The organism is Burkholderia singularis (genome assembly GCF_001718875.1).
Lineage (GTDB): Bacteria > Pseudomonadota > Gammaproteobacteria > Burkholderiales > Burkholderiaceae > Burkholderia > Burkholderia singularis.
In genome coordinates this window covers 739,797-760,060 of the sequence record NZ_CP013448.1, presented here as the reverse complement: position 1 = coordinate 760,060, position 20,264 = coordinate 739,797, and the positions used below count along the sequence as shown (strand labels likewise).

Annotated in this window: 9 protein-coding genes; all 9 read left to right on the top strand. The window is 61.1% G+C overall.

Annotated elements, in window-relative coordinates:
- Positions 1 to 70 precede the first annotated feature (70 nt).
- The gene (locus AQ611_RS03470) at positions 71 to 472 is read left to right on the top strand and encodes a hypothetical protein (RefSeq protein ID WP_069233722.1); all 402 of its coding nucleotides are present in this window, start codon (positions 71 to 73) and stop codon (positions 470 to 472) included.
- A gap of 616 nt (positions 473 to 1,088) precedes the next feature.
- Positions 1,089 to 1,991, top strand: a complete 903-nt coding sequence (locus AQ611_RS03465; protein WP_146011826.1) for a hypothetical protein — start codon at positions 1,089 to 1,091, stop codon at positions 1,989 to 1,991.
- A gap of 485 nt (positions 1,992 to 2,476) precedes the next feature.
- Positions 2,477 to 3,676, top strand: a complete 1,200-nt coding sequence (locus tag AQ611_RS03460) for a tyrosine-type recombinase/integrase (RefSeq protein ID WP_069233720.1) — start codon at positions 2,477 to 2,479, stop codon at positions 3,674 to 3,676.
- A gap of 36 nt (positions 3,677 to 3,712) precedes the next feature.
- Positions 3,713 to 4,744, top strand: coding sequence for an IS21-like element ISRme20 family transposase (gene istA / locus AQ611_RS03455; protein WP_069233719.1), 1,032 nt, complete (start codon positions 3,713 to 3,715; stop codon positions 4,742 to 4,744).
- Positions 4,744 to 5,550 carry an IS21-like element ISRme20 family helper ATPase IstB gene (istB, locus tag AQ611_RS03450; protein WP_059515728.1) on the top strand — a complete coding sequence of 269 codons (807 nt, stop codon included), beginning with the start codon at positions 4,744 to 4,746 and terminating at the stop codon, positions 5,548 to 5,550. Before istA ends, istB begins: the two co-directional genes overlap by 1 nt.
- Before the next feature lie 581 nt (positions 5,551 to 6,131).
- On the top strand, positions 6,132 to 7,214 hold the full coding sequence (locus AQ611_RS03445; RefSeq protein WP_069233718.1) for a Fic family protein: 1,083 nt from the start codon (positions 6,132 to 6,134) through the stop codon (positions 7,212 to 7,214).
- A gap of 11 nt (positions 7,215 to 7,225) precedes the next feature.
- Positions 7,226 to 12,493: a DEAD/DEAH box helicase gene (locus AQ611_RS03440; RefSeq protein WP_069233717.1), complete on the top strand. Its 5,268-nt coding sequence runs from the start codon at positions 7,226 to 7,228 to the stop codon at positions 12,491 to 12,493.
- A gap of 11 nt (positions 12,494 to 12,504) precedes the next feature.
- Positions 12,505 to 15,300 carry a helicase-related protein gene (locus AQ611_RS03435; protein ID WP_069235114.1) on the top strand — a complete coding sequence of 932 codons (2,796 nt, stop codon included), beginning with the start codon at positions 12,505 to 12,507 and terminating at the stop codon, positions 15,298 to 15,300.
- Positions 15,297 to 20,264, top strand: a complete 4,968-nt coding sequence (locus tag AQ611_RS03430; RefSeq protein WP_069233716.1) for an Eco57I restriction-modification methylase domain-containing protein — start codon at positions 15,297 to 15,299, stop codon at positions 20,262 to 20,264. The genes AQ611_RS03435 and AQ611_RS03430 overlap by 4 nt, the downstream gene beginning before the upstream one ends.

Here is a 20,264-nt window from a genome sequence, read left to right as displayed (position 1 = left end):
CGTAGTTTTTACAGCTAACTCACTCCGCCCCGATTTTTACGAGGCAAGTTCTTAGTTAACGGAGCAAAAAATGAAGACGCTTATCGCATTCGTCACCGCGGCAGTGACTCTCAGCGCCAATTTAGCCGCCGCTCAAACCGCAGCAGAGTTCCGATCTCAACTTGCGCGTCACGCGATCAACAGCCTCTGCGAACAAGAGATGAATCTACTCGGCCAATTTATCGGCAAACGGGCAGCAGGTATGTCCCGCGACCAATTGCTCGTCCAAATTGATGACTACGTAACCGCGAAGCAGCAACCAGCTGAGTTGGAGCAACTGCATGTGCTGATGCTGAACACGGCGTTCACGGGCACCAAACTAACCCCTGCGGATTTACAAGGAGACAAGCCAAGCCCGCATGCGCAAGCCATCGTAGCCAAAGGACATATAGCGTGCGTCCAATATATGAACACGCTGAACAGCGATCGGTGACCTTGCAGTCGAATCGTCACGACATCGCGCCATCGCGAGCGACTGGAATGCCTCACGCGTCTTGTATGACAAATCATCGGCAGTTGGCTGGCGCCGCGAAAAATCGCGGCACCAGAAGGTGCCGCGATTGCCTAGGCGTGGTTAGCGACTAGGCGAGGAACGCCAATGCTGGCAAACACATTCGATCCGGCCGAGCCGAATCCTCGTGTAGGCCACAACAAAGACATCCTTAATGGTGCTGGACGGAGTCATATCCGATCCCTCCCATAGCGGAAGCCAGGACAAGTGTCGCCACAGCACCATTCCACTTTTGGTAGAATGTTCGCACCAACGTAGCTGTGCGGCATCCGGTGTGTCCTTATCACCTTGCCGTACGCCCTGTGCGCCAACACAGGGATGTAGTGGTATGAGCCCAGACCGACGCCTCGCCAAAGGCTTGGTCTGGGCTTTTTCTTGTGCCCCACATCAGCTCCAAGACACAACGCTCCACTACGCGCTCACTGTAGCGTAGAAAAATCTCCCGAGTCAATCTCTTTATCTCAGACTAAGAGAACTTTCTGTATCTTGTGTTCCTGACCAGCCCGTCGTATAGTTCGGTGGAACCTAGGAGAGTACCGTGAGCGACAATACCGAATCTCGACGGATGAAAGAGCGAAGCCCCAACTTCCCTTTCATTACGCTAGATACTGCTCTGCAGCGTGCGCAGGTGTTTTATCAACATGAGCGACGGAGCAGTGCCCCGCAGGTGGCTGCGGCAAAGCACTGGGGCTACAGTGAATCCAGTAGCGGTTTCAAGCAGACTGTGGGCGCGCTGAAGAGTTACGGCTTGCTTGTCGATGAAGCGAGTCCACATGGAAGGCTTGTTCGCCTGTCTGACTCAGCTCTTAGAATCTTGTTGGACACTCGTCCAGACTCGCCGGACCGAGAACAACTCCTTCGCGAGGCGGCGCTTGCCCCGTCGATTGCCAGCGAAGTATTCAAGAGGTGGCCTGATGACCTGCCTTCAGACCACACATTGATTCACTTCCTAGTGCTTGAGCGAGGGTTCCATGAGGACACCGCCGTGCGTGCCGCGAAAATTCTCAAGCAAAATCATGCGTATATCGGCCGCTCACAAAGCCAGCCTCCTTACAGTGACGATGAAGAGTCACACGTAAGCATGCCGATGATGATGCCGACGACAGCCCCGACGGCTCCGACATACCAGACCATGCCCGGGATAACTGCAGCAAATATCCCATCGTCACAGCAAATGCACGACGAATCGCCCCATGTATCTCGGCCAACCGTTAGTCCAACATTAGTGATGCCAGTTTCGCACCACGCACCGACTGCCACGTCGAGCGAATCGTTCCGAAGCGAAAAAGTCATCGACCCTAACGGACTGGACGTCACCATAAGCTTCAGCGGAGAACCGACTCAAGAAACGTATGAATTTCTCGCAGACTACATCGAGTTGAGGCTGAAACAATTTCAGCGCAAAGCCGCGCGCTTCAATGCAGGCGGCTCCGATGCTTGACGCGATGGACTAACTATCAGCTGACTATCCAAGGAACACCGCAGCCCGAACTCGCACGCCCCCGGCGGACGACTGCAACTACCACCGGGCCACCCCGGCCCGCCTAAATGGCACAGGGGCCGCCACGCGGCTACGGGGGCCACTGGCGGCACTGCCCACCACTGGGCCAGCCCGGCCCGCATACGGCACGTACGCGGCAAAAAAACCGTATACAAAACCGTATCATCACCCGATAAGACTGTGATGCCACGTAGGGAGATTTTCGGAGAACTTTCCGTTTAACGTCTGACGATTTCTGCTGGATCTCGGTGGCGCTCAGTAGCGCTTGGTGGACGGATTAGCTCATTTGAAATCAATGGGTTGCGTAAACAATACGGTCTGCTGAGCGTTCCTATTGTTCATCGAGGTCCAGAAAATTCGGGGGTAGCGTTGGGGGTACTCGTGTTCAACCGTGGGGGTACTTTTCCCCGCAGTGGAGTCCAACAATGCCCGAGAATCTACTCACTGACACCAAGGTCAGGTCGGCCAAACCGACTGATCGAGATTGGAAACTTTCAGACGGCGGGGGCCTGTTCCTGCTAGTCAAGCCCACCGGCGGCAAGCTCTGGCGGTGGAAGTACCGTCTGCAAGGCAAGGAGAACCTCTTTGCTATTGGCGGCTTTCCTCAAGTAAGCCTTGCGGAGGCGCGCGCGGCCCGCGAGAAGGCGCGCGCCTTGGTAAAGCAAGGTATCCATCCAGCCCATGAACGGCAGCAGGTCAAGCAGCGCAACCTCGAAGCGCTGGAGGAACGCAAGCGCGCTTGTGAAAGCTTGTTTGCCAAGGTGGCGCAGGCGTATCTGGCCGAGATCAAGCCTGTCTTTGCGCTCAGTTCCTACCGCACGAAAGAGTCCTGTATCAGGAAGTACCTCTCGCCGAAGTTCGACGGAATGCCGATGAGCGACATTGACGTCAAACAGATTCGTCCGCTGCTGGAGGAGTGCAAGGGCCACGGCGCGTGGGCGGCCATTCACGTCAAAGGCGATCTGGCGGCGATCTTTGACTTCGCAGTGGTGCGTGGCCTGGTAGAGGCCAGTCCAATTCCCAGTCTTCGCGGGCTGCTGCGCGTGCCGTTCAGCGAGAGCAAGGCGGCGATGACGCGGGAGCAAATCCAGAAGTCCTATCAGGAGTTGCGCGGCTACCGTGGCTATCCGGAAACTTCATTGTGTCTGCGGTTGATTGCGCTGACCGCCTGCCGTCCAGGGGAAGCGGCGGATGCCGAGTGGGGCGAGTTCGACTTTGAGGATGCACTGTGGCGCCGGCCTACTGCGAAGATGAAAGCGCGACGTGATCATGTCAGCCCGCTATCCGCGCAGGCCATAGCGGTGCTGAAAGATTTGCAACACATCACGAGTGGCGGACGCTATCTGTTCCCGCACAGGAGCGGAAAAGGCTTCACCACGCCCAATCGGCTCACCTACGCGATGCGCGATATGAACCTGGGCCGGGGTACGACGCCGCATTGCTGGCGGACGACCTTTTCAACCTGGGCCAACGAGAACGGATACCGGCCTGATGCGATTGAGCGGCAGCTTGCCCACGTGGAAAGCAACAAGGTGCGGGCGACGTACAACAAGGCGCTGCTGCTGGATCAGAGAAGGTGTCAGCAGCACGTTGAAAATGACCCAGCGGCAGCACATTGGATTTGACCCACCCGGGTAGGATGGGCCCTTTTTGGAGGGCCGGTGCTTACGAGGGAGGTAATCGTGGAAATACGTGTGTTGGCCCGCCAAGGATTAGGAATCCGGGAGATCTCGCGGGAACTGGGGCTGTCGAGGAACACCGTGCGCAAATACTTACGCAGTTGTGCTGAGCAGGATCGTGCGCCGCGATCGGGGCGCACGCAGAAGCTCGATCCGTTCAAAGCCTATCTGCATGACCGGGTTCGCGCAGCGCATCCGGCCTGGCTGCCGGCGACCGCACTGCTGATCGAGATTCGCGCGATGGGTTATGACGGAGGCCTGACGCGGCTGCGGGCCTATCTGCGGTCGCTGAAGTCGATCAAGGCGCCGGAGCCACTGGTGCGTTTCGAAACCGATCCGGGGCAGCAGATGCAGGTCGACTGGATTGTGTTTCGACGTGGCAAGCTGCCGCTATCGGCATTTGTCGCGACGCTTGGTTACAGTCGGGCGAGTTACGTCGAGTTCGTGACCGACGAACGATTGCCGACGCTGCTGGGCTGCCATGAGCGCGCGTTCGACTTCTTCGGTGGGGTTCCTCGCGAGGTTCTGTACGACAACGTCAAGACGGTGGTGATTGGCCGAGACGCCTATGGTCCCGGACTGCATCGCTATCAACCGGCCTTCCTCGACTTTGCGAAGCACCACGGCTTCGTGCCGCGCCTGTGCAAGCCCTACCGAGCCAAGACCAAGGGGAAGGTGGAGCGCTTTAACGGGTACCTGCGCCGCAGCTTCTACAATCCGCTGGCAAGCCGGCTCGCTCAGGATCGCCTCTCGCTTGACGCGACCACGGCGAACGCCGAGGTCGTACGCTGGCTGAGAGATGTCGCCAATGTGCGCATCCACGGCACGACTGGCGAGTCGCCGCTCGAGCGGCTCCTGCTCGAGCAACCGAAGCTGCAGCAGTTGCCGGAGCCGTGGCGCGCGAACCTGCCGTCAGCTTCCATGCCGACGATGCCACCGCCGTCGCGGTTCGATGATACGCCGCTGCAGCATCAGCTGTCAGTCTATCAAGCCCTGCTGACGGAGGCGCGTTGATGGACATCCAGCACGAACGTATCCTCGAAGCCTGTCGACAACTGCGCATCGACACGATGGGCGAGCAGTACAGCATGTTGGCAACTCGCGCGGCGGCGAACCAACTCACGTTTGCCGACTTCTTCGAGGCGCTGTTGAAGTCTGCGATGGACGCGAAGCACACGCGGACCAAATCCATGTTGCTGCGCACGGCCGGCTTCCCTGTACTGAAGACGCTGGAGGAGTTCGACTTTACGTTTGCTCACGGCGTTACCAAGAAATCGGTGCTGGAGCTGTCGTCGATGGCCTTCGTCGAGCGCGCCGAGAACATCGTGTTGCTCGGGCCGAGCGGCCTTGGCAAAACGCATCTGGCGATCGCACTCGGTTACATCGCAACGCAGATGGGGATCAAGACGCGCTTCATCTCTGCGGCGGATCTCGTCATTGCCTTGGCCGCCGCTTCCCGGCAGGATCGATTGGCCGACTTCCTGAAGCGCAACATCATGAACCCACGGCTGTTGATCATTGATGAGGTCGGCTATCTGCCGCTCGGCCGGGACGATGCCAATCTGTTCTTCCAGGTAATCGCCAAGCGGTATGAAAAGGGTTCCGTGATCGTAACGAGCAACTTGCCGTTCGGGCAATGGGACCAGACATTCGCCGGAGATCAGACGCTCACGGCCGCGTTGCTCGACCGCCTCCTACATCACAGCCATGTTCTACAGATCAAAGGCGAAAGCTACCGACTGAAGGACAAGCGAAAAGCCGGCGTGATCCGATCCCGTGCATCCGAAAGTGCTGAACAGCAACTGGAGATGCACGCCTAAGTGATGATCAGCAACATCGTTTGAACCTGGGTCAGGCGAAACCGATGGCCAGCAACTGGCGCTGACCCAGGGTCACGCAACATGCTGGGCATCAACTTGGTGACCCAGGTGGGTCAAATCTAATGTGCTGCACAACGGCCCAAGTGGGTCACTTCTAAGTTGCTGTTGACAAAGGACGCTGTTGCAGGACTGGGCGGACTATCTGAGTGCGGTGGAGGGCAGCGGCACGGCATAGGGACGGATTGGCCAAGTGTTGTAAACGAATGGACAGGGGCAGCCTTTTCCTTTTCTGGATAGGGCTGTTGTCCCTTGAAGGCCGTTCCCTTGCCGTTTGCCTTTTCCCTAGGTTGGGCCTAGGAATAGGGTAAACAGTGGAGTAAATGGGGCAATTCTTCATTTATTACCCCTTTGGGGATTCGTGTCGCCCATTTCCCTCTCTGGTTAGCCATGCCGGCCCCTCACGGCCGGTCTTGTGTTCAGGAAATGGGGTAGTCAAACACCGTTAATGAGGTATTTTTAGAGACAATGCCCCATTTAATGGCTATGATTACCCAATTTAGATAGCCCGGGCTTACATTTCAATGCACTCGCTCACCCCCGAGTACCTTGCCGCGCTTCGCTTCGATGGCACCCAGGCTGCCACGTTGCGCACACTGGGCGAGTACCGGGGCAAGCAGCAACTCTACGCTGCGCAGTCGCCAGAAGCCCTCAAGGGGCTACGCCAGATCGCGGTGGTGGAGTCTACGGAGTCATCCAACCGGCTGGAAGGTGTTGTCGTAGCGCCCTCGCGGTTGAAGTCTCTGGTCATCCGCAACGCAACGCCAAAGAGCCGTTCCGAACAGGAGATCGCCGGCTACCGTGATGCCCTGGCGCTGATCCACGAGTCTGCCGCGCACATGTCCTTCAGCGAGGGCGTAGTGCTGCAACTGCACACCCTGCTGTACCGCTATATGCCGCAGGCGGGCGGGCGCTGGAAGGCTACCAACAACGACATCATCGAGCGTCACCCAGACGGCACTTCGCGTCTGCGCTTCCAACCAGTCGCTGCGCACCTGACACCGATGGCAATGGCCGATCTGACCCGGCATTACGCCACCGCGCTGGACCAGCACCTGGCCGATCCGTTGGTGCTGGTGCCGCTGGCGATGCTCGACTTCTTGTGCATCCACCCTTTCCCGGACGGTAACGGTCGCATGTCCCGCTTGTTGACCTTGCTGCTGCTCTACCACTTCGATTACGCAGTGGGTCGCTACATCAGTCTGGAACGCATCTTCGAGGACACCAAGGAAGGCTATTACGAGACGCTGGAAGCCAGCTCGCAGGGCTGGCATCAGGCGCAGCACGACGTCAAGCCCTGGCTTGATTACTTCTGGGGTGCCTTGCTGCGGGCTTACCGTGAGTTCGAGGAACGTGTCGGCACCATCGAGCGTGGCCGCGGCAGTAAAGGCGACCGGGTGCGGGCGGAAGTCCTGGGTCGCAGTCTGCCGTTCTCGATTTCCGAAATTGAAGAAGCTTGCCCAGGCGTGAGCCGGGACATGGTACGACTGGTGCTGCGGGCGATGAAATCGGAAGGGTTGATCGAATCAACGGGCAAGGGACGGGGGGCGAAATGGAAGCGCATTACGGCAGCCGGCCCTGATAGCACGATCAACGAAGATCAATAGAGGACGAGACGATGGATGTTTTCTCACTCAGAAGCCAGTTGATCGAGGACTATAGCCAGTTCGCAAGTTCTTTCACTTCCATTCGGGCGGAAGATATCCGCTCGGGCGTTCATGCGGCCTATGACGGCGGTCGTTACTGGCCGGAGCCGCTGATACAGATCAATCCGCGCTATCGCCAGGGGCGTTCGACACAACAGCTTGCCGCCACGAACGAATTGTTGGCAGCAACGGCCGCCCTGTTTCCCATTGACCTCTACACCCACCAAGAACAGGCGATCGCGTTCTCCGCCCGAGGCGAGAGTTACGTAGTGACCACAGGAACCGGCTCGGGCAAGTCGTTGTGCTTCTTCATCCCGATCGTAGATGCGGTGCTGCGCGCCAAGGCCCACGACAGCATGCCCAGAACGCGCGCTATCGTGATCTACCCAATGAACGCTCTGGCCAACAGTCAACGCGAAGAGCTGATCAAGTTCGTAGGCAACGATGGGCCGGTAACCTTCGCGCGCTATACCGGCCAGGAAAGCAAGGAGGAGCGGGATCGGATCCGGGATAACCCGCCGGACATTCTGCTGACCAATTTCATGATGCTAGAAATGCTCATGACCCGGCAGAACGAGACTGACAGCCGGGTGATCGCCAATTGCGCCGGCCTGCAGTTTCTGGTGTTGGATGAATTGCATACCTATCGCGGACGGCAAGGTGCCGACGTGGCCATGTTGGTAAGGCGCGTTCGACAACGGCTGGCCCCGGAGCACCTGCAATGCATCGGCACGTCCGCCACGATGGCTTCGGGCGGCAGTCAGGAAGATCGCAACTCCAAAGTCGCCTCCGTTGCCTCCACGTTGTTCGCAACCCAGATATCGCCCTTCAATGTCGTCACCGAAGATCTGGAACGGGCGACAGAACCATCCGAGACTGCCGACTCTGTGAGATCGCAACTGGGCGCGGCCATCGACGCGGGCGTTCCAGCGCATGCCGATGATGTTGCGTTGCGGAAACATCCTTTAGCTATCTGGGTGGAAACACGTCTTGGCATCACGCGCGAACAGGGGGGGAAATGGGTTCGTGCCAATCCCCTGACCTTTGCCAAGGCCACCGAGCGCTTAGCCGAAGAGTCGGGTAGGGATGAAGTGATTGCGGGTGCCACGCTGCGCGCCATGCTGCTGCTGGCAGCCCAACCCGAAAAGAGTCGTCGTCCCGACGGGCACGGCAGCGAAAGAGCCTTCTTCGCCTTTCGTCTTCACCAGTTCATCAGCGGTGCTGGCGTCGTGTTCACGACCCTCGATGCCCCGGGGACACGCCCCGTTGAGTTGGAGGGACAGCAGTTCTTGCCCGGAGATGAGCAAAAACGGTTGTACTCCACGCACTTCTGCCGGAATTGTGGGCAGGAGTACCACCCGGTCAGGATGCGTCGGGACGATGCCGGTTGGGAGGTGCTAGCCCGCGACATCGATGACATGCCAAAAATGCGGGACGACGACACGGACGCCTCCGAAGTCGAAGAGGATGCCATTGGCGAACGGCTGGGCTTCCTGCTGCCCCTGAACGCCAACGATCCCATCGAATTTACCGGCAAGGTAGAGGACTATCCGGAGTCCTGGATCGAGATCACGCGACATGGTGAGGTGAGGTTCAAGCGCACCCATCAGCGCCTGGAGGCAGAACAACTCTCGATTCAAGCCAATGGCAGAGTCGGGCGAGGCCAGGAGGCCTGGTTCTTGCCCGGCAAGTTCCGTTACTGCTTGCGTTGCCGCACGGTGCATGGCGCCCAGGGCAAGGACAGCAATCGTCTTTCGGCACTGTCTGCGGAAGGTCGAAGCTCGGCGACGACGCTGCTGACCACCAGTGCTCTGCGCTGGATGCACGGCCAGCCATCCATTGGCTCGGACAAGCGAAAACTGCTCGGCTTCACCGACAACCGCCAGGATGCAGCACTCCAGGCGGGCCATTTCAATGATTTCACCTTCGTCAGTCTGTTGCGCGGCGCCATCTATCGGGCGCTGGTACAAGCTGGAGCGGCGGGTTTGGGCGACAGTGGACTGGGTGCGGCAGTGCGAGCGGCCTTGGGGTTCGATCAGCCGCTGAGCACGACGGCCCCCCCGGAAGAAAGCCACCGGGGGGAGTGGATGCAGGAACCGCAATCAGTCGGTCAGAATCTGGCGGATGCGGAGGAAGCCTTGCGCTTCGTGCTCGCGTACCGCGCCTGGTTCGATCAGCGTCGTGGTTGGCGCTACACCAATCCGAACCTGGAAGAACTGGGGTTGCTGGAAGCGGACTACTCCGGCTTGCAGGTATTCTGCAATGAGGCGGTGCGTTTCGACAAAGCGCCTGACCTGCTGCGAAACGCGACGCCACTGGCGCGTGAAAAGGCTTTCCGCTGCCTCTTCGACTACATGCGCAAAGGGCTGGCAGTGGATGCCGCCGCCCTCGACCCCAACCTGTTGCAGCAGCGTAAGGACGAAGCCTTGCGCTTGCTGCGCAACCCATGGGGCATTGGCCGGGAAGAGCGCCTGCTCGGTTGGCGCTGGCTGTTCCTTCAGCCTCCCAATGCGAATGCATTGCGCGGCAAGGATGAAGAACTGGTGCTGCGCGGCGGACTGCAGACGGCACTGGGCAAGAGCCTGCGTAGCTCGACCATATGGGAGCAGCCGGCGGCGGCCAACCTGCGACGTGCCGACTATCAGACCTTGCTGAACGCCATGATCCGCGCTGCACAAGAGGGCGGATTCATTCGCAGGGATGAACACACTCTGTTCAACGTACCGGGCTTTCGGCTCAATGCCGGCCGGGTGCGATTCCATTTGGGCGATGCATCCGCCACCCGGCCGAACGCGTTCTTCAAACAGCAATACCAAGCCATCGCCGCGATGCTTGGGCAACGGGATCGTTTCCTGTTCGGGCTGGAGGCACGCGAACACACCGCTCAGGTCGATGGTGAACTGCGTGCGCTGCGCGAAAGCCGCTTTCGCTTCGGCAACAGCGAGCGGGAAGCATTGACCGACGGCGAACTGCACGATATCGCCCACAAGCAGGGCGAGCCCACGCGCTTCCTGCCCCTGATGTTCTGCTCACCGACTATGGAACTGGGTGTGGATATCTCGGCGCTGAATGCCGTGTACCTGCGGAACGTGCCACCCACGCCCGCCAACTATGTACAGCGCGCCGGCCGTGCCGGTCGCAGTGGTCAGGCGGCGCTGGTGGTGACCTACTGCGCCGCACGCAGTCCGCATGACCAGTATTTCTTCCGTGACCCCACCGCCATGGTGCATGGCGTGGTCAAGGCGCCGCTGCTGGATCTGGCCAACCAGGATCTGATCCAGAGCCATCTACAGGCTGTCTGGCTGGCCGCCAGCCGCAAGGAGCTCGACAGCTCGATTTCCAACATCGTCGATCCCGGCGTACCGCAACTGCCCGTGCGAGCGCACATCGTCGAAGCCTTGGGTCAGGAGGGGGTGACGGCCGAAGCGACCCGGCAAGCCATCAACGTGCTGCACATGGTGGAGGAACACCTGACGCCCGAGCGCGCTCCGTGGTTCACCGATTGCCAGGCCTATGCCCAGGCGGCCATTGCATTGGCACCGGAGGCCTTCCATCGTGCGTTCAATCGCTGGCGGGATCTATTCACGTCGGCGGAGCGGCAAAAGCGCCTGGCCAACGAAACCTTGAACAACTACGCCATCACCGATAAGCGCGAGCGCGACGATGCCAAGCGCCGTTGGCGGCAGGCCTCCGATCAGATCGAGTTGCTCCTGCACGGCCGCGACTCCTTCTCCAGCGACTTTTACACCTACCGCTATTTGGCCACCGAGGGCTTCCTCCCAGGCTACAACTTCCCGCGGCTGCCGCTGATGGCCTACGTGCCCGGTCGTGCCGATGTGCGGGGTGGCAATACCTTCCTGCAGCGCCCGCGCTTTCTGGCGCTTTCCGAGTTCGGACCGCGCAGCCTGGTGTATCACGAAGGCCGCGCCTACAGGGTGGTTCGCGCTCGCATTGCCTTGTCATCTGATGATCCCGGCAGTGCCGGTGGCACGCTTAGCACCCAGTCGGTACGCATCTGCTCGAACTGCGGCGCCGCGCACTTCGAGTCCCATTGGAACGACTGCCACGCCTGCGACCAATCGCTGTTGGATGCGCTGAAGATCAACAGCCTGTATCGCATCGACAACGTCGATACTGAGCCCACCGAGCGCATCACCGCCAACGACGAGGAGCGCCAGCGCCAGGCCTTCGAGCTGCAGACCACCTTCCGCTGGGCGATCCGCAATCGCCGCATCGACGTGCGCACCGTGTTGGCCAGAGACAACGAAGGCGAGATATGTACCCTGCGCTACGGTGCCGGTGCCACCATTACCCGCATCAACAAGGGATTGCGCCAGCGTCGGCAACCGAATGATTTCGGCTTCTTCATCAACTCCCGGACGGGGTGGTGGGAAGGAGAGGAGCGTCGTTCGGCCAACACCGCCAACGAAGGGGATCGCCTACCGCCGCAACGCGTTGTTCCCTATGTCCAGGATCACAAGAACGCCCTGCTGCTGCAACCTTGCGGTGCCTGGGATGAACAGACCTTCGTCACCCTGCAGCATGCGCTTAAGCGTGGCATTGAAGCAGCCTTCCAGCTCGAAGAGGCTGAGTTGCTGGCCGAGGCCTTGCCCGATCTCCGCCACCGCAATGGCGTGCTGTTCTATGAAGCGACCGAAGGCGGCGCAGGCGTGCTTACCCGGCTGGTCAACGATCCATTGGCGCTGCAACAGACGGCGCGCTACGCGTTGCGCATCATGCACTACGACGTACCGGTCGACGGTGGCCAATGGCCGACGTTCGAGAGCCGCCAGGAACAGCCGGACACTCGCTGCGTCGCGGGGTGCTACCGTTGCCTGTTGTCCTATTACAACCAGCCCGATCACGAACTGATCGATCGCCGCGACGCAGAAGCGGTTCACATTCTCTGGCGCCTGGCACAGGTCGAATCCATGGCCCAGCAGCAAGAGGCCGAACCTTTACTGCCTCCCGAACCGGAAGCCACGTCAGGCTGCGCAGGCCAGTGGCGACAGGCCGCGGCTACGCACCTGCCGGATGGTCAGCCCCCGGCAAGCGTGGATATCGAAGGTCTGACCTTGTTGCACTGGCCCGACCATTACGCCGCCATCGCCCTGCCCGATACCCCGCGCGACTTGCAGGCTGCCTGGGAAGACCGCGGCTATACCTTTATCCGTTTCCCTGCCGACACCGACGCCTGGCCGATGCTGTTCCAGCGCCTGAGTCGTCTGCTGGGACTATGAGAACCATCGAGATGTCCATTCCTCAATACACCCCGGGTTCGCTGATCCATGCGCGCGGGCGCGAATGGATCGTTCAGCCAGGCAGCGTTCCTCCGTTGTTGCGCTTGCGGCCCTTGTCCGGCACCGAAGAAGAGGGCGCACTGATCCACATCGATCTGGAACCTGGCATCGAATCCGCTCACTTCCCACCACCCGATCCCTCGCTGGAGGGCAGTCAGGGCGAAGCCATCCTGCTCTCCGATGCGCTGCGCATGGCGCTGCGTCGCGGTGCCGGCCCTTTCCGCAGCTTCGGCAACATCGCGGTGGAGCCGCGTACCTATCAACTAGTGCCGCTGTTGATGGCGTTGCGTCTTGATCCGGTGCGCCTGTTGATCGCCGACGACGTGGGGATCGGCAAGACCATCGAAGCCGCCCTGATTGCACGCGAACTGCAGGATCGCGGCGAGATCCAGCGTATGGCCATCTTGTGTCCGCCGCACCTTGTCGAACAGTGGGTGCGCGAACTCAACGACCGCTTTCACCTGCACGCGGTTGCTGTCACCGCGACCAGTGCGGCCCGATTGGAGCGAGGCATCCCGGTCGGTGAATCGTTGTTTCAGGTGCATCCGGTCACCGTCGTCAGCCTCGACTACATCAAGTCCGAGCGCCATCGTCACGACTTCATCCGCGCCTGCCCGGAATTCGTCATCGTCGACGAAGCCCACACCTGCGTCAGCGCGGGCCAGGGCCGGCAGCTGCGCTTCGAGCTGCTGCGTGCGTTGGCAGCCAACGAAGCACGCCACCTGGTTCTGCTCACCGCCACTCCTCACAGCGGCGACCAGGACACGTTCTACAGCTTGCTGGGGCTGTTGAAGCCGGAGTTCGCTGCGCTGGCGACAGCCAGTGGCGATACCAAGGAACGGCTGCGCGATCAGTTGGCATTGCATTTCGTGCAGCGGCGCCGACCCGACATCGACGAATGGCAGGACGGCAGCATCTTCCCCCAGCGCGAAACGGCCGAGCTGACCTATCGCCTTGGTGGCCTGTGGGAAAACTTCTTCCAGGACGTGCTCGACTACTGCCGTGAAGTGGTACAACGCGCCGGTGGGGACGAGCGGAGTCAGCGCCTCAGCTTCTGGGGCACGCTGGCGCTGATGCGCTGCGTCGCCAGTAGCCCGGCGGCGGCCGTACAGGCCCTGCGCACCCGTCTGCTGGCCGATCAGGTGGAACAGGCGCCTGAAGAGATTCTCGGCCCGTTGTTCGATGGCACGGAAGATGCCCTGAGCGAAGACGATGTGGTGCCAGCTGCTGACATCGGTGATCCTGCCCTGCTCGACCTGTTGAACAAGGCCGAGACGCTGGCCGGCGAAGAGAGCGATCCCAAACTGCGCCTGCTCGGCAGCCACCTCAAACAGCTTATCGACGATGGCTTCAATCCCGTGGTGTTTTGCCGCTACATCGCCACCGCCCGCTACCTGCATGACCATCTGGCGGGCAGATTCCGAGGCGTCACCGTGGACGTGGTGACGGGTGAATTTCCGGCTGCAGAGCGGGAGCGCCGTGTCGATGCCCTGGGCGAAGCCGAGCGTCGCCTGCTGATCGCTACCGACTGCCTGTCCGAAGGCATCAACCTGCAGGAAAACCTCGATGCCGTGGTCCATTACGACCTGTCCTGGAACCCCACGCGTCATGAGCAGCGCGAAGGTCGGGTCGATCGCTTCGGTCAGACCAGCCCCAAGGTGCGCGCCACCCTGATCTATGGCGCCAATAACCCGGTGGATGGTGCCGTACTGCAGGTCATCTTGCGCAAGGCGGAAAAGATCCGCCAGGAACTGGGCGTGCCGGTGCCACTGCCCGACGACGACCATACCCTCACTCAGGCGCTGATGAAGGCTGTGATGCTGCGCAGCGAGCGAGCAGGCGGCCCACAACGCTCCTTTGATTTCGATCAGTACCCAGAAAGCCGGGCACTCGACGTTCGCTGGACCGACCTGGCTGAAAAAGCCAAGAAGAACCGCACCGTCTTTGCCCAGCGCCGCTTGCGGCCTGCTGACGTGCTGCCGGAATGGGAGCGCATGCGTGCCGTGCTTGGCAGCAGCGATGACGTCAAGCGTTTTGCCACCCAAGCCATGGCGCGTCTGGGGGCAGGATTGTCGCTGCGCGCCCGCGGAGCTACCGCGCCCATCAGCGCTTTGCCTCCAGCATTGCGCGAGCGGCTGGCAGCCGAAGGCGTGGACGGCGATTTGCGCATCGACTTCAACCAGCCCCCGGCGTCGCGCTGCCGCTTCATCCACCGTAGCCATCCGCTGATCGCCACCCTGGCCGACGAACTGCTGGAGCGTTCCTTGGTGGCGGAAACCCATGACGGCCAGCAACTGGCCACGCTGGGCCGGATCGGCGTCTGGCGCAGCCCGGCGGTGCAGAGTGTCACCTCGGTGCTGTTGCTGCGCCTGCGGCACCAGATCAGCACCACCCGGGAGGGCCGCAACCAGACCTTGCTGGTCGAAGAAGCCTTGCCCGTGGCCTGGCAGGGCCGTACCGATCCGGTCGAGATCCAGGGCGATCAATTGCTTGCCTGGCTGGAGGCGCCAGCCCAGGGCAACCTGCCGGACGTGGTGCGTCAGCGCGAAATGCACAACCTTCTGGAGACGTTGCAGCAGCGCCAGGAGCAACTGGAACACCTCGCCGATGCCCAGGCCGAAAGACTGCTGGCAGATCACCGGCGTGTGCGCGAAGCAGCCGATGCCCGGGGCCGCTATGAAGTACGCGCGCTCAAACCGGTGGACGTCATTGCCGCCTATGTCCTGATGCCTGGAGGTGCTGCATGAGCCGTCGCAAGGATGCCGTGCTGCAGTTCGATGCGATCGCCATCGAAGGTGGACTGCTGCCGGCGGAGTGGCTGGCCAAGGTGGCCGCCCTGCAGGCTCCGCACCAGGCCCCAACGGACTATGGGGTGCCCAAGGGCCTGAATCTGCGCGACGAACTGGGGCGTTACTGGCGTATCGCCGAAGCACACTGGAACGATTTCGCCGCCACCTGCGCGGGTGCAAGCGATGCCCAGGCATTGACACAACGCTTCGTCACTCAGTTGCTGCGCGAAGTGTTCGGCGTTACCGATATCGTTGCCGGCGTCGAGCCGCAAATCCTGGCTGAGCGCAGCTATCCACTCACGGCCACCGCTTGCGATGGTCGGTTGCCGCTGGTGGTCGCTCCCTGCGACCAGCGTCTGGAGGAGCGTGACCGCCGCTTGGGCGATGGCGGGCGCCAGCGCAGCGCCTTCGGGCTGTTGCAGGACTATCTCAATGCGGCCGACACCACCTTGTGGGGCATCGCGAGCAATGGCCTGTCGCTGCGGGTGGCGCGCGACAATGCCAGCCTGACTCGCCCGGCCTGGATCGAAGCCGATCTGGAGCGCATCTTTACCGAGCAGCGCTTCGCCGACTTCTCACTGTTGTGGCTGCTGATCCACGCCAGCCGCTTCGGCCAAGGCCAGCAACTGCCGCAGCAATGCGCACTGGAAGCCTGGTACGCCGCCAGCCGGGAGCAGGGCACCCGTGCCCGTGAAAAACTGCGCATCGGTGTGGAGGACGCGCTCAAGACCCTGGGCCAAGGCTTCCTGTCCGAAGCCGGCAATGGCGCCTTGCGTCACCGCCTGGCGAGCGGCGAACTCACGCCCGACGATTACTTCCAGCAACTACTGCGGCTGGTCTACCGGCTCATCTTCCTGCTGACCATCGAGGAGCGTGGTCTGCTGCACCCGGATCATGCCGACCCTGAAGCCATTCGTCTGTATCAGGACGGCTACAGTCTGCGTCGTCTGCGTGAACGCACCCGCCACCGCCGCATCTGGGATCGCCATACCGACCTCTGGCAGGGACTCAAGCCGGTGTTTGCAGGGCTGGCCAGCGGCCAGCCGCTGTTGGCGCTGCCGGCGCTGGGTGGCCTGTTCGCGACCGATCAATGCTCTGATTTGGATCACGCAGACCTGGGCAACAATACCCTGCTGGCCGCGACTCACCGGTTGGCCTGGATACCTGACGGCGGCAGCCTCACCCGCATCAACTGGCGTGACATGGGGCCGGAAGAACTGGGCAGCGTCTATGAAAGCCTGTTGGAACTGGTGCCCCAGGTCGCCCAGGATGGCCGCGTGTTCCGCTTTGCCAATGCCGAGCAAAGCCAGGGCAATGCCCGCAAGACCAGCGGCAGTTACTACACGCCCGATCCCCTGGTACAGGAGCTGCTGAATTCCTCGCTGGAACCGGTCATTCGCCAGCGCATAGCGGGTGCCTGCGACCCGCAGACCGCACTGCTGTCGATCACCGTTTGTGACCCGGCCTGCGGTAGCGGCCATTTCCTGCTCGCCGCCGCCAGGCGATTGGCCAATCACTTGGCTCAATTGCGCGCCCAGGGCACGCCCAGCGGCGACGACTACCGTCAGGCACTGCGCGACGTCATCGGCCACTGCATCTACGGTGTGGATCTGAACCCGCTGGCGCTGGAACTGGCGCGCATGTCCCTATGGCTGGAAGCCATGACGCCCGACAAGCCCTTGGGCTTTCTCGATCACCACCTGCAATGCGGCGATGCCCTGTTGGGCGTACTCGATCCCGCCATCCTCGACCGAGGCCTGCCGGATGCCGCCTTCACTCCTCTGAGTGGCGACGACAAGACCCTTGCCAGCGAACTCAAGAAACAGAACAAGCGCGAGCGCGAGAGCTGGCAACGGGCACTTGCGAGTGGCGACCTGTTCCGCGAGGAACAACTGGCCATCCGAACCGGCGCGGTGGAGCAACTCACCGACGATGATCTGCTGCAGGTGGCCGCTAAACAGGCCACCTGGCAGCAGGCCCGTAGCGCTGCCAATCAAAGCCGCTTGGCGCGCCTGGCTGATCTTTACCTGGGGGTCTTCCTGCTACCCAAGGCAGATAACAAGCCCGTCCCCAGCTCCCGCCACCTGTGGGCCGTAGCGAATAGTGAGAATGAGCCGACCCTGGCGCTCGTCGAAGCCACTGCCCGCGAAGCCTGCGCCCTGGCCCGCGTGTTGCATTGGTGGATTGCATTCCCCCATATCGCCGCGCAGGGCGGCTTTAGCGTGATGCTGGGCAACCCGCCATGGGAGCGCATCAAGTTGCAGGAAGAGGAATTCTTCGCCAGCCGCAATGGCGATATCGCCAACGCCAGGAACAAGGCGGAACGCAGCCAGCGTATCCAGTGGCTGAGCGAGGGGATACTGGCCCAGCATCTGGAGCCGGACAGGGTTCAGACCGAACTGGTTTGCAGCAACGAGCGGCGGTTGTACCAGGAATTCATTACCGCCCGCCGTACCGCTGAGGCCACCAGTGCCTTCGTCCACGTCAAGGGCGGCGAGGGCGGGCGCTACCCACTGACTGGCGTCGGTGACGTCAATACTTATGCGCTGTTTGCCGAGACTTTTGCACAACTGGCGGGACGACCGGGCCGAGCGGGGCTGATTGTACCCACCGGGATCGCCACCGACGATTCCACCAAGGCGTTCTTCTCCGCCATCAGCCAATCCGGGCGGCTGGTCAGCCTGTTCGACTTCGAGAACCGTGAAGAGGTCTTCCCGGCTGTGGATAGCCGCCAGAAGTTTTGCCTGCTGACACTGGGCCAAGCAGAAGCCGCGCGTTTCGTCTGCTTCGCTACCCAAGTGAGCCACTTAGCCGACCCTCGCCGCCACTTCACCCTGACCCCTCAGGAATTCGCTCTGATCAACCCCAACACACGCACTTGCCCAGTCTTTCGCAGCCAGCGTGACGCAGAACTGACCAAGAAACTCTACCGCCAAGCGCCGGTGCTGATACGCGAAGCGCAGGTGGACGAAAACGGCGATATCGTGGAACCGGAAGACAGCCCTTGGGGGATTCGCTTCCAAACCATGTTCCACATGTCCAATGACAGCCACCTGTTTCGCGACGGTGATTCACCGGATAGCCTGCCCCTGTACGAAGCCAAGATGATCCACCAGTTCGATCATCGCTGGGCCAGTTACGTGGAAGACCATTCCAGCCAGGATGGCCTGACGACAGTGGACGTGAGCGAGGAGCAAAAAGCCGATCCGACCTTCTTCATACGTCCACGCTACTGGGTGGGACAGCGCGAAGTGCTAGCTCGCATCGCTCGCGTGCCCCGCGCCATCAGCAAGACTTGGCTGGTCGTGCACCAGGCCAGCGTAGACACACGGCGCAGCGCGCTAGACGCCTTGTGGTTGGCGTTGGCCCAGTGGATTGCCGGGGAACTCTTCCGCCGCGAAGCCGGCAATCCCGAGCCCGACGGCAGCTACAGCGACGCCTGGAAACTGCACACCGCCCCACGTGTGGAACGCACCTTGGCCAGTGACTACCCTGCCTGCGCCATCTCCCTGCGCGACAACAAAATCACCGGCAAAAAGGCCATCACCGAATTCGCCAAATGGGCCCATCAGGACAGAGACCAATCCCTGTCCGACGACGAACTCGCCATTCTGCAACGCTTTGCCGCGCAAGCCGCGAGTGAGACCCGCGATAAAGGTGTTCATACTGAACTCGATACCTGGATGGACCGTCGCAGCCCACGCTGGCTGATGGGTTGGCGGGATATCTGCCGTGCCACGGACGAGCGCACCGTGATCGCGTCGGTAATTCCGAGAGCGGGGGTGGGGAACAACATGCCCTTGATGCTACTTGGAGCAGACCTTGATTCCCGGAAAGCGGCTGCCCTGTTGGGCAACTTGGGCTCACTCGCTCTTGATTTTGTGGCTCGCCATAAAGTCGGTGGGACGCACCTTAATTACTTTATTTACAAACAGCTTCCTATTCTCTCGCCAGACCGCTACACCGAATTCGACCTGGCTTTTATCGTCCCGCGCGTACTGGAACTGACCTATACCGCCCACGACCTGGCCGACTGGGCTGTCGACCTTGGCTATACCGGTTCACCCTTCCCTTGGCACCCCGAACGTCGCGCCCATCTGCGTGCCGAACTCGATGCCTGCTACGCCAGACTCTACGGCCTGACCGAGGAAGAACTGCGCTACATCCTCGATCCGGCCGACGTGGCCGGTGAAGACTATCCCAGCGAGACTTTCCGTGTGCTCCGAAACAATGAGTTGCGGGATTTCGGGGCTTACAGGGAGACGTCAACCACGCCCCTTCGATTGGCCAGTGTCGATGGTGAAACCCGTCGCAATCATGTGCAGTACCGCACCCAGCATCTGGTGTTGGAAGCCTTCAAGCGAGGTTTCCAGGTAGAAGACGCATTGCCTGCTCAGGAGGAAGCCACGGTTCGGCAGGTCGTCGATCGAGCGGCCCTGCCCGATGGAATCTGGGCACGACCACAACAGAATGAAGTGGCGGAGACAGGGGCGGCCCTGGCCGCCTTGCTCAAGGCTGCAGGGGGGCCATGGCCAGTGCGCCAGGTACGCCTCGCCGCCGTCTTGGTGCTTGAGCCTAGGCTGATGACGCCTTTGCTGGATGCGCAGGATGCTTTGGATTGGCAACGCTTGATAGGCGAAGAAGCCAGGCCGCTCTCCGGAGCGGTGTTGAGCTTCATCCCACGTGCAAATCAGGCTTGGGGCAGGGCTGTGCGTTTTCTGCGAAGTAATGGCCACCTAGTTGAAGATCTGGGGGCGGGCACTTGGGCCAAAGGTGCCGAACTGGATGTGCCTGCCGCCGAATGGGCCGAAGGGCGCGCCCAGATGATTCTTGTTTTCTTGCAAGCCCGAGGGCAGGACTTCGATCGTGTCATTCACGAGTTGCCTGACGAGATAGGGGGATGGATTGAAGCCACAGCCTGA

Bases quoted from the DNA above. Each gene is read 5' to 3' on its own strand.
- AQ611_RS03430 (WP_069233716.1), top strand. From the start codon at position 15,297: ATGAGCCGTCGCAAGGATGCCGTGCTGCAGTTCGATGCGATCGCCATC.
- istB (WP_059515728.1), top strand. From the start codon at position 4,744: ATGGACATCCAGCACGAACGTATCCTCGAAGCCTGTCGACAACTGCGC.
- AQ611_RS03470 (WP_069233722.1), top strand. From the start codon at position 71: ATGAAGACGCTTATCGCATTCGTCACCGCGGCAGTGACTCTCAGCGCC.
- AQ611_RS03460 (WP_069233720.1), top strand. From the start codon at position 2,477: ATGCCCGAGAATCTACTCACTGACACCAAGGTCAGGTCGGCCAAACCG.
- AQ611_RS03440 (WP_069233717.1), top strand. From the start codon at position 7,226: ATGGATGTTTTCTCACTCAGAAGCCAGTTGATCGAGGACTATAGCCAG.
- AQ611_RS03435 (WP_069235114.1), top strand. From the start codon at position 12,505: ATGTCCATTCCTCAATACACCCCGGGTTCGCTGATCCATGCGCGCGGG.
- AQ611_RS03445 (WP_069233718.1), top strand. From the start codon at position 6,132: ATGCACTCGCTCACCCCCGAGTACCTTGCCGCGCTTCGCTTCGATGGC.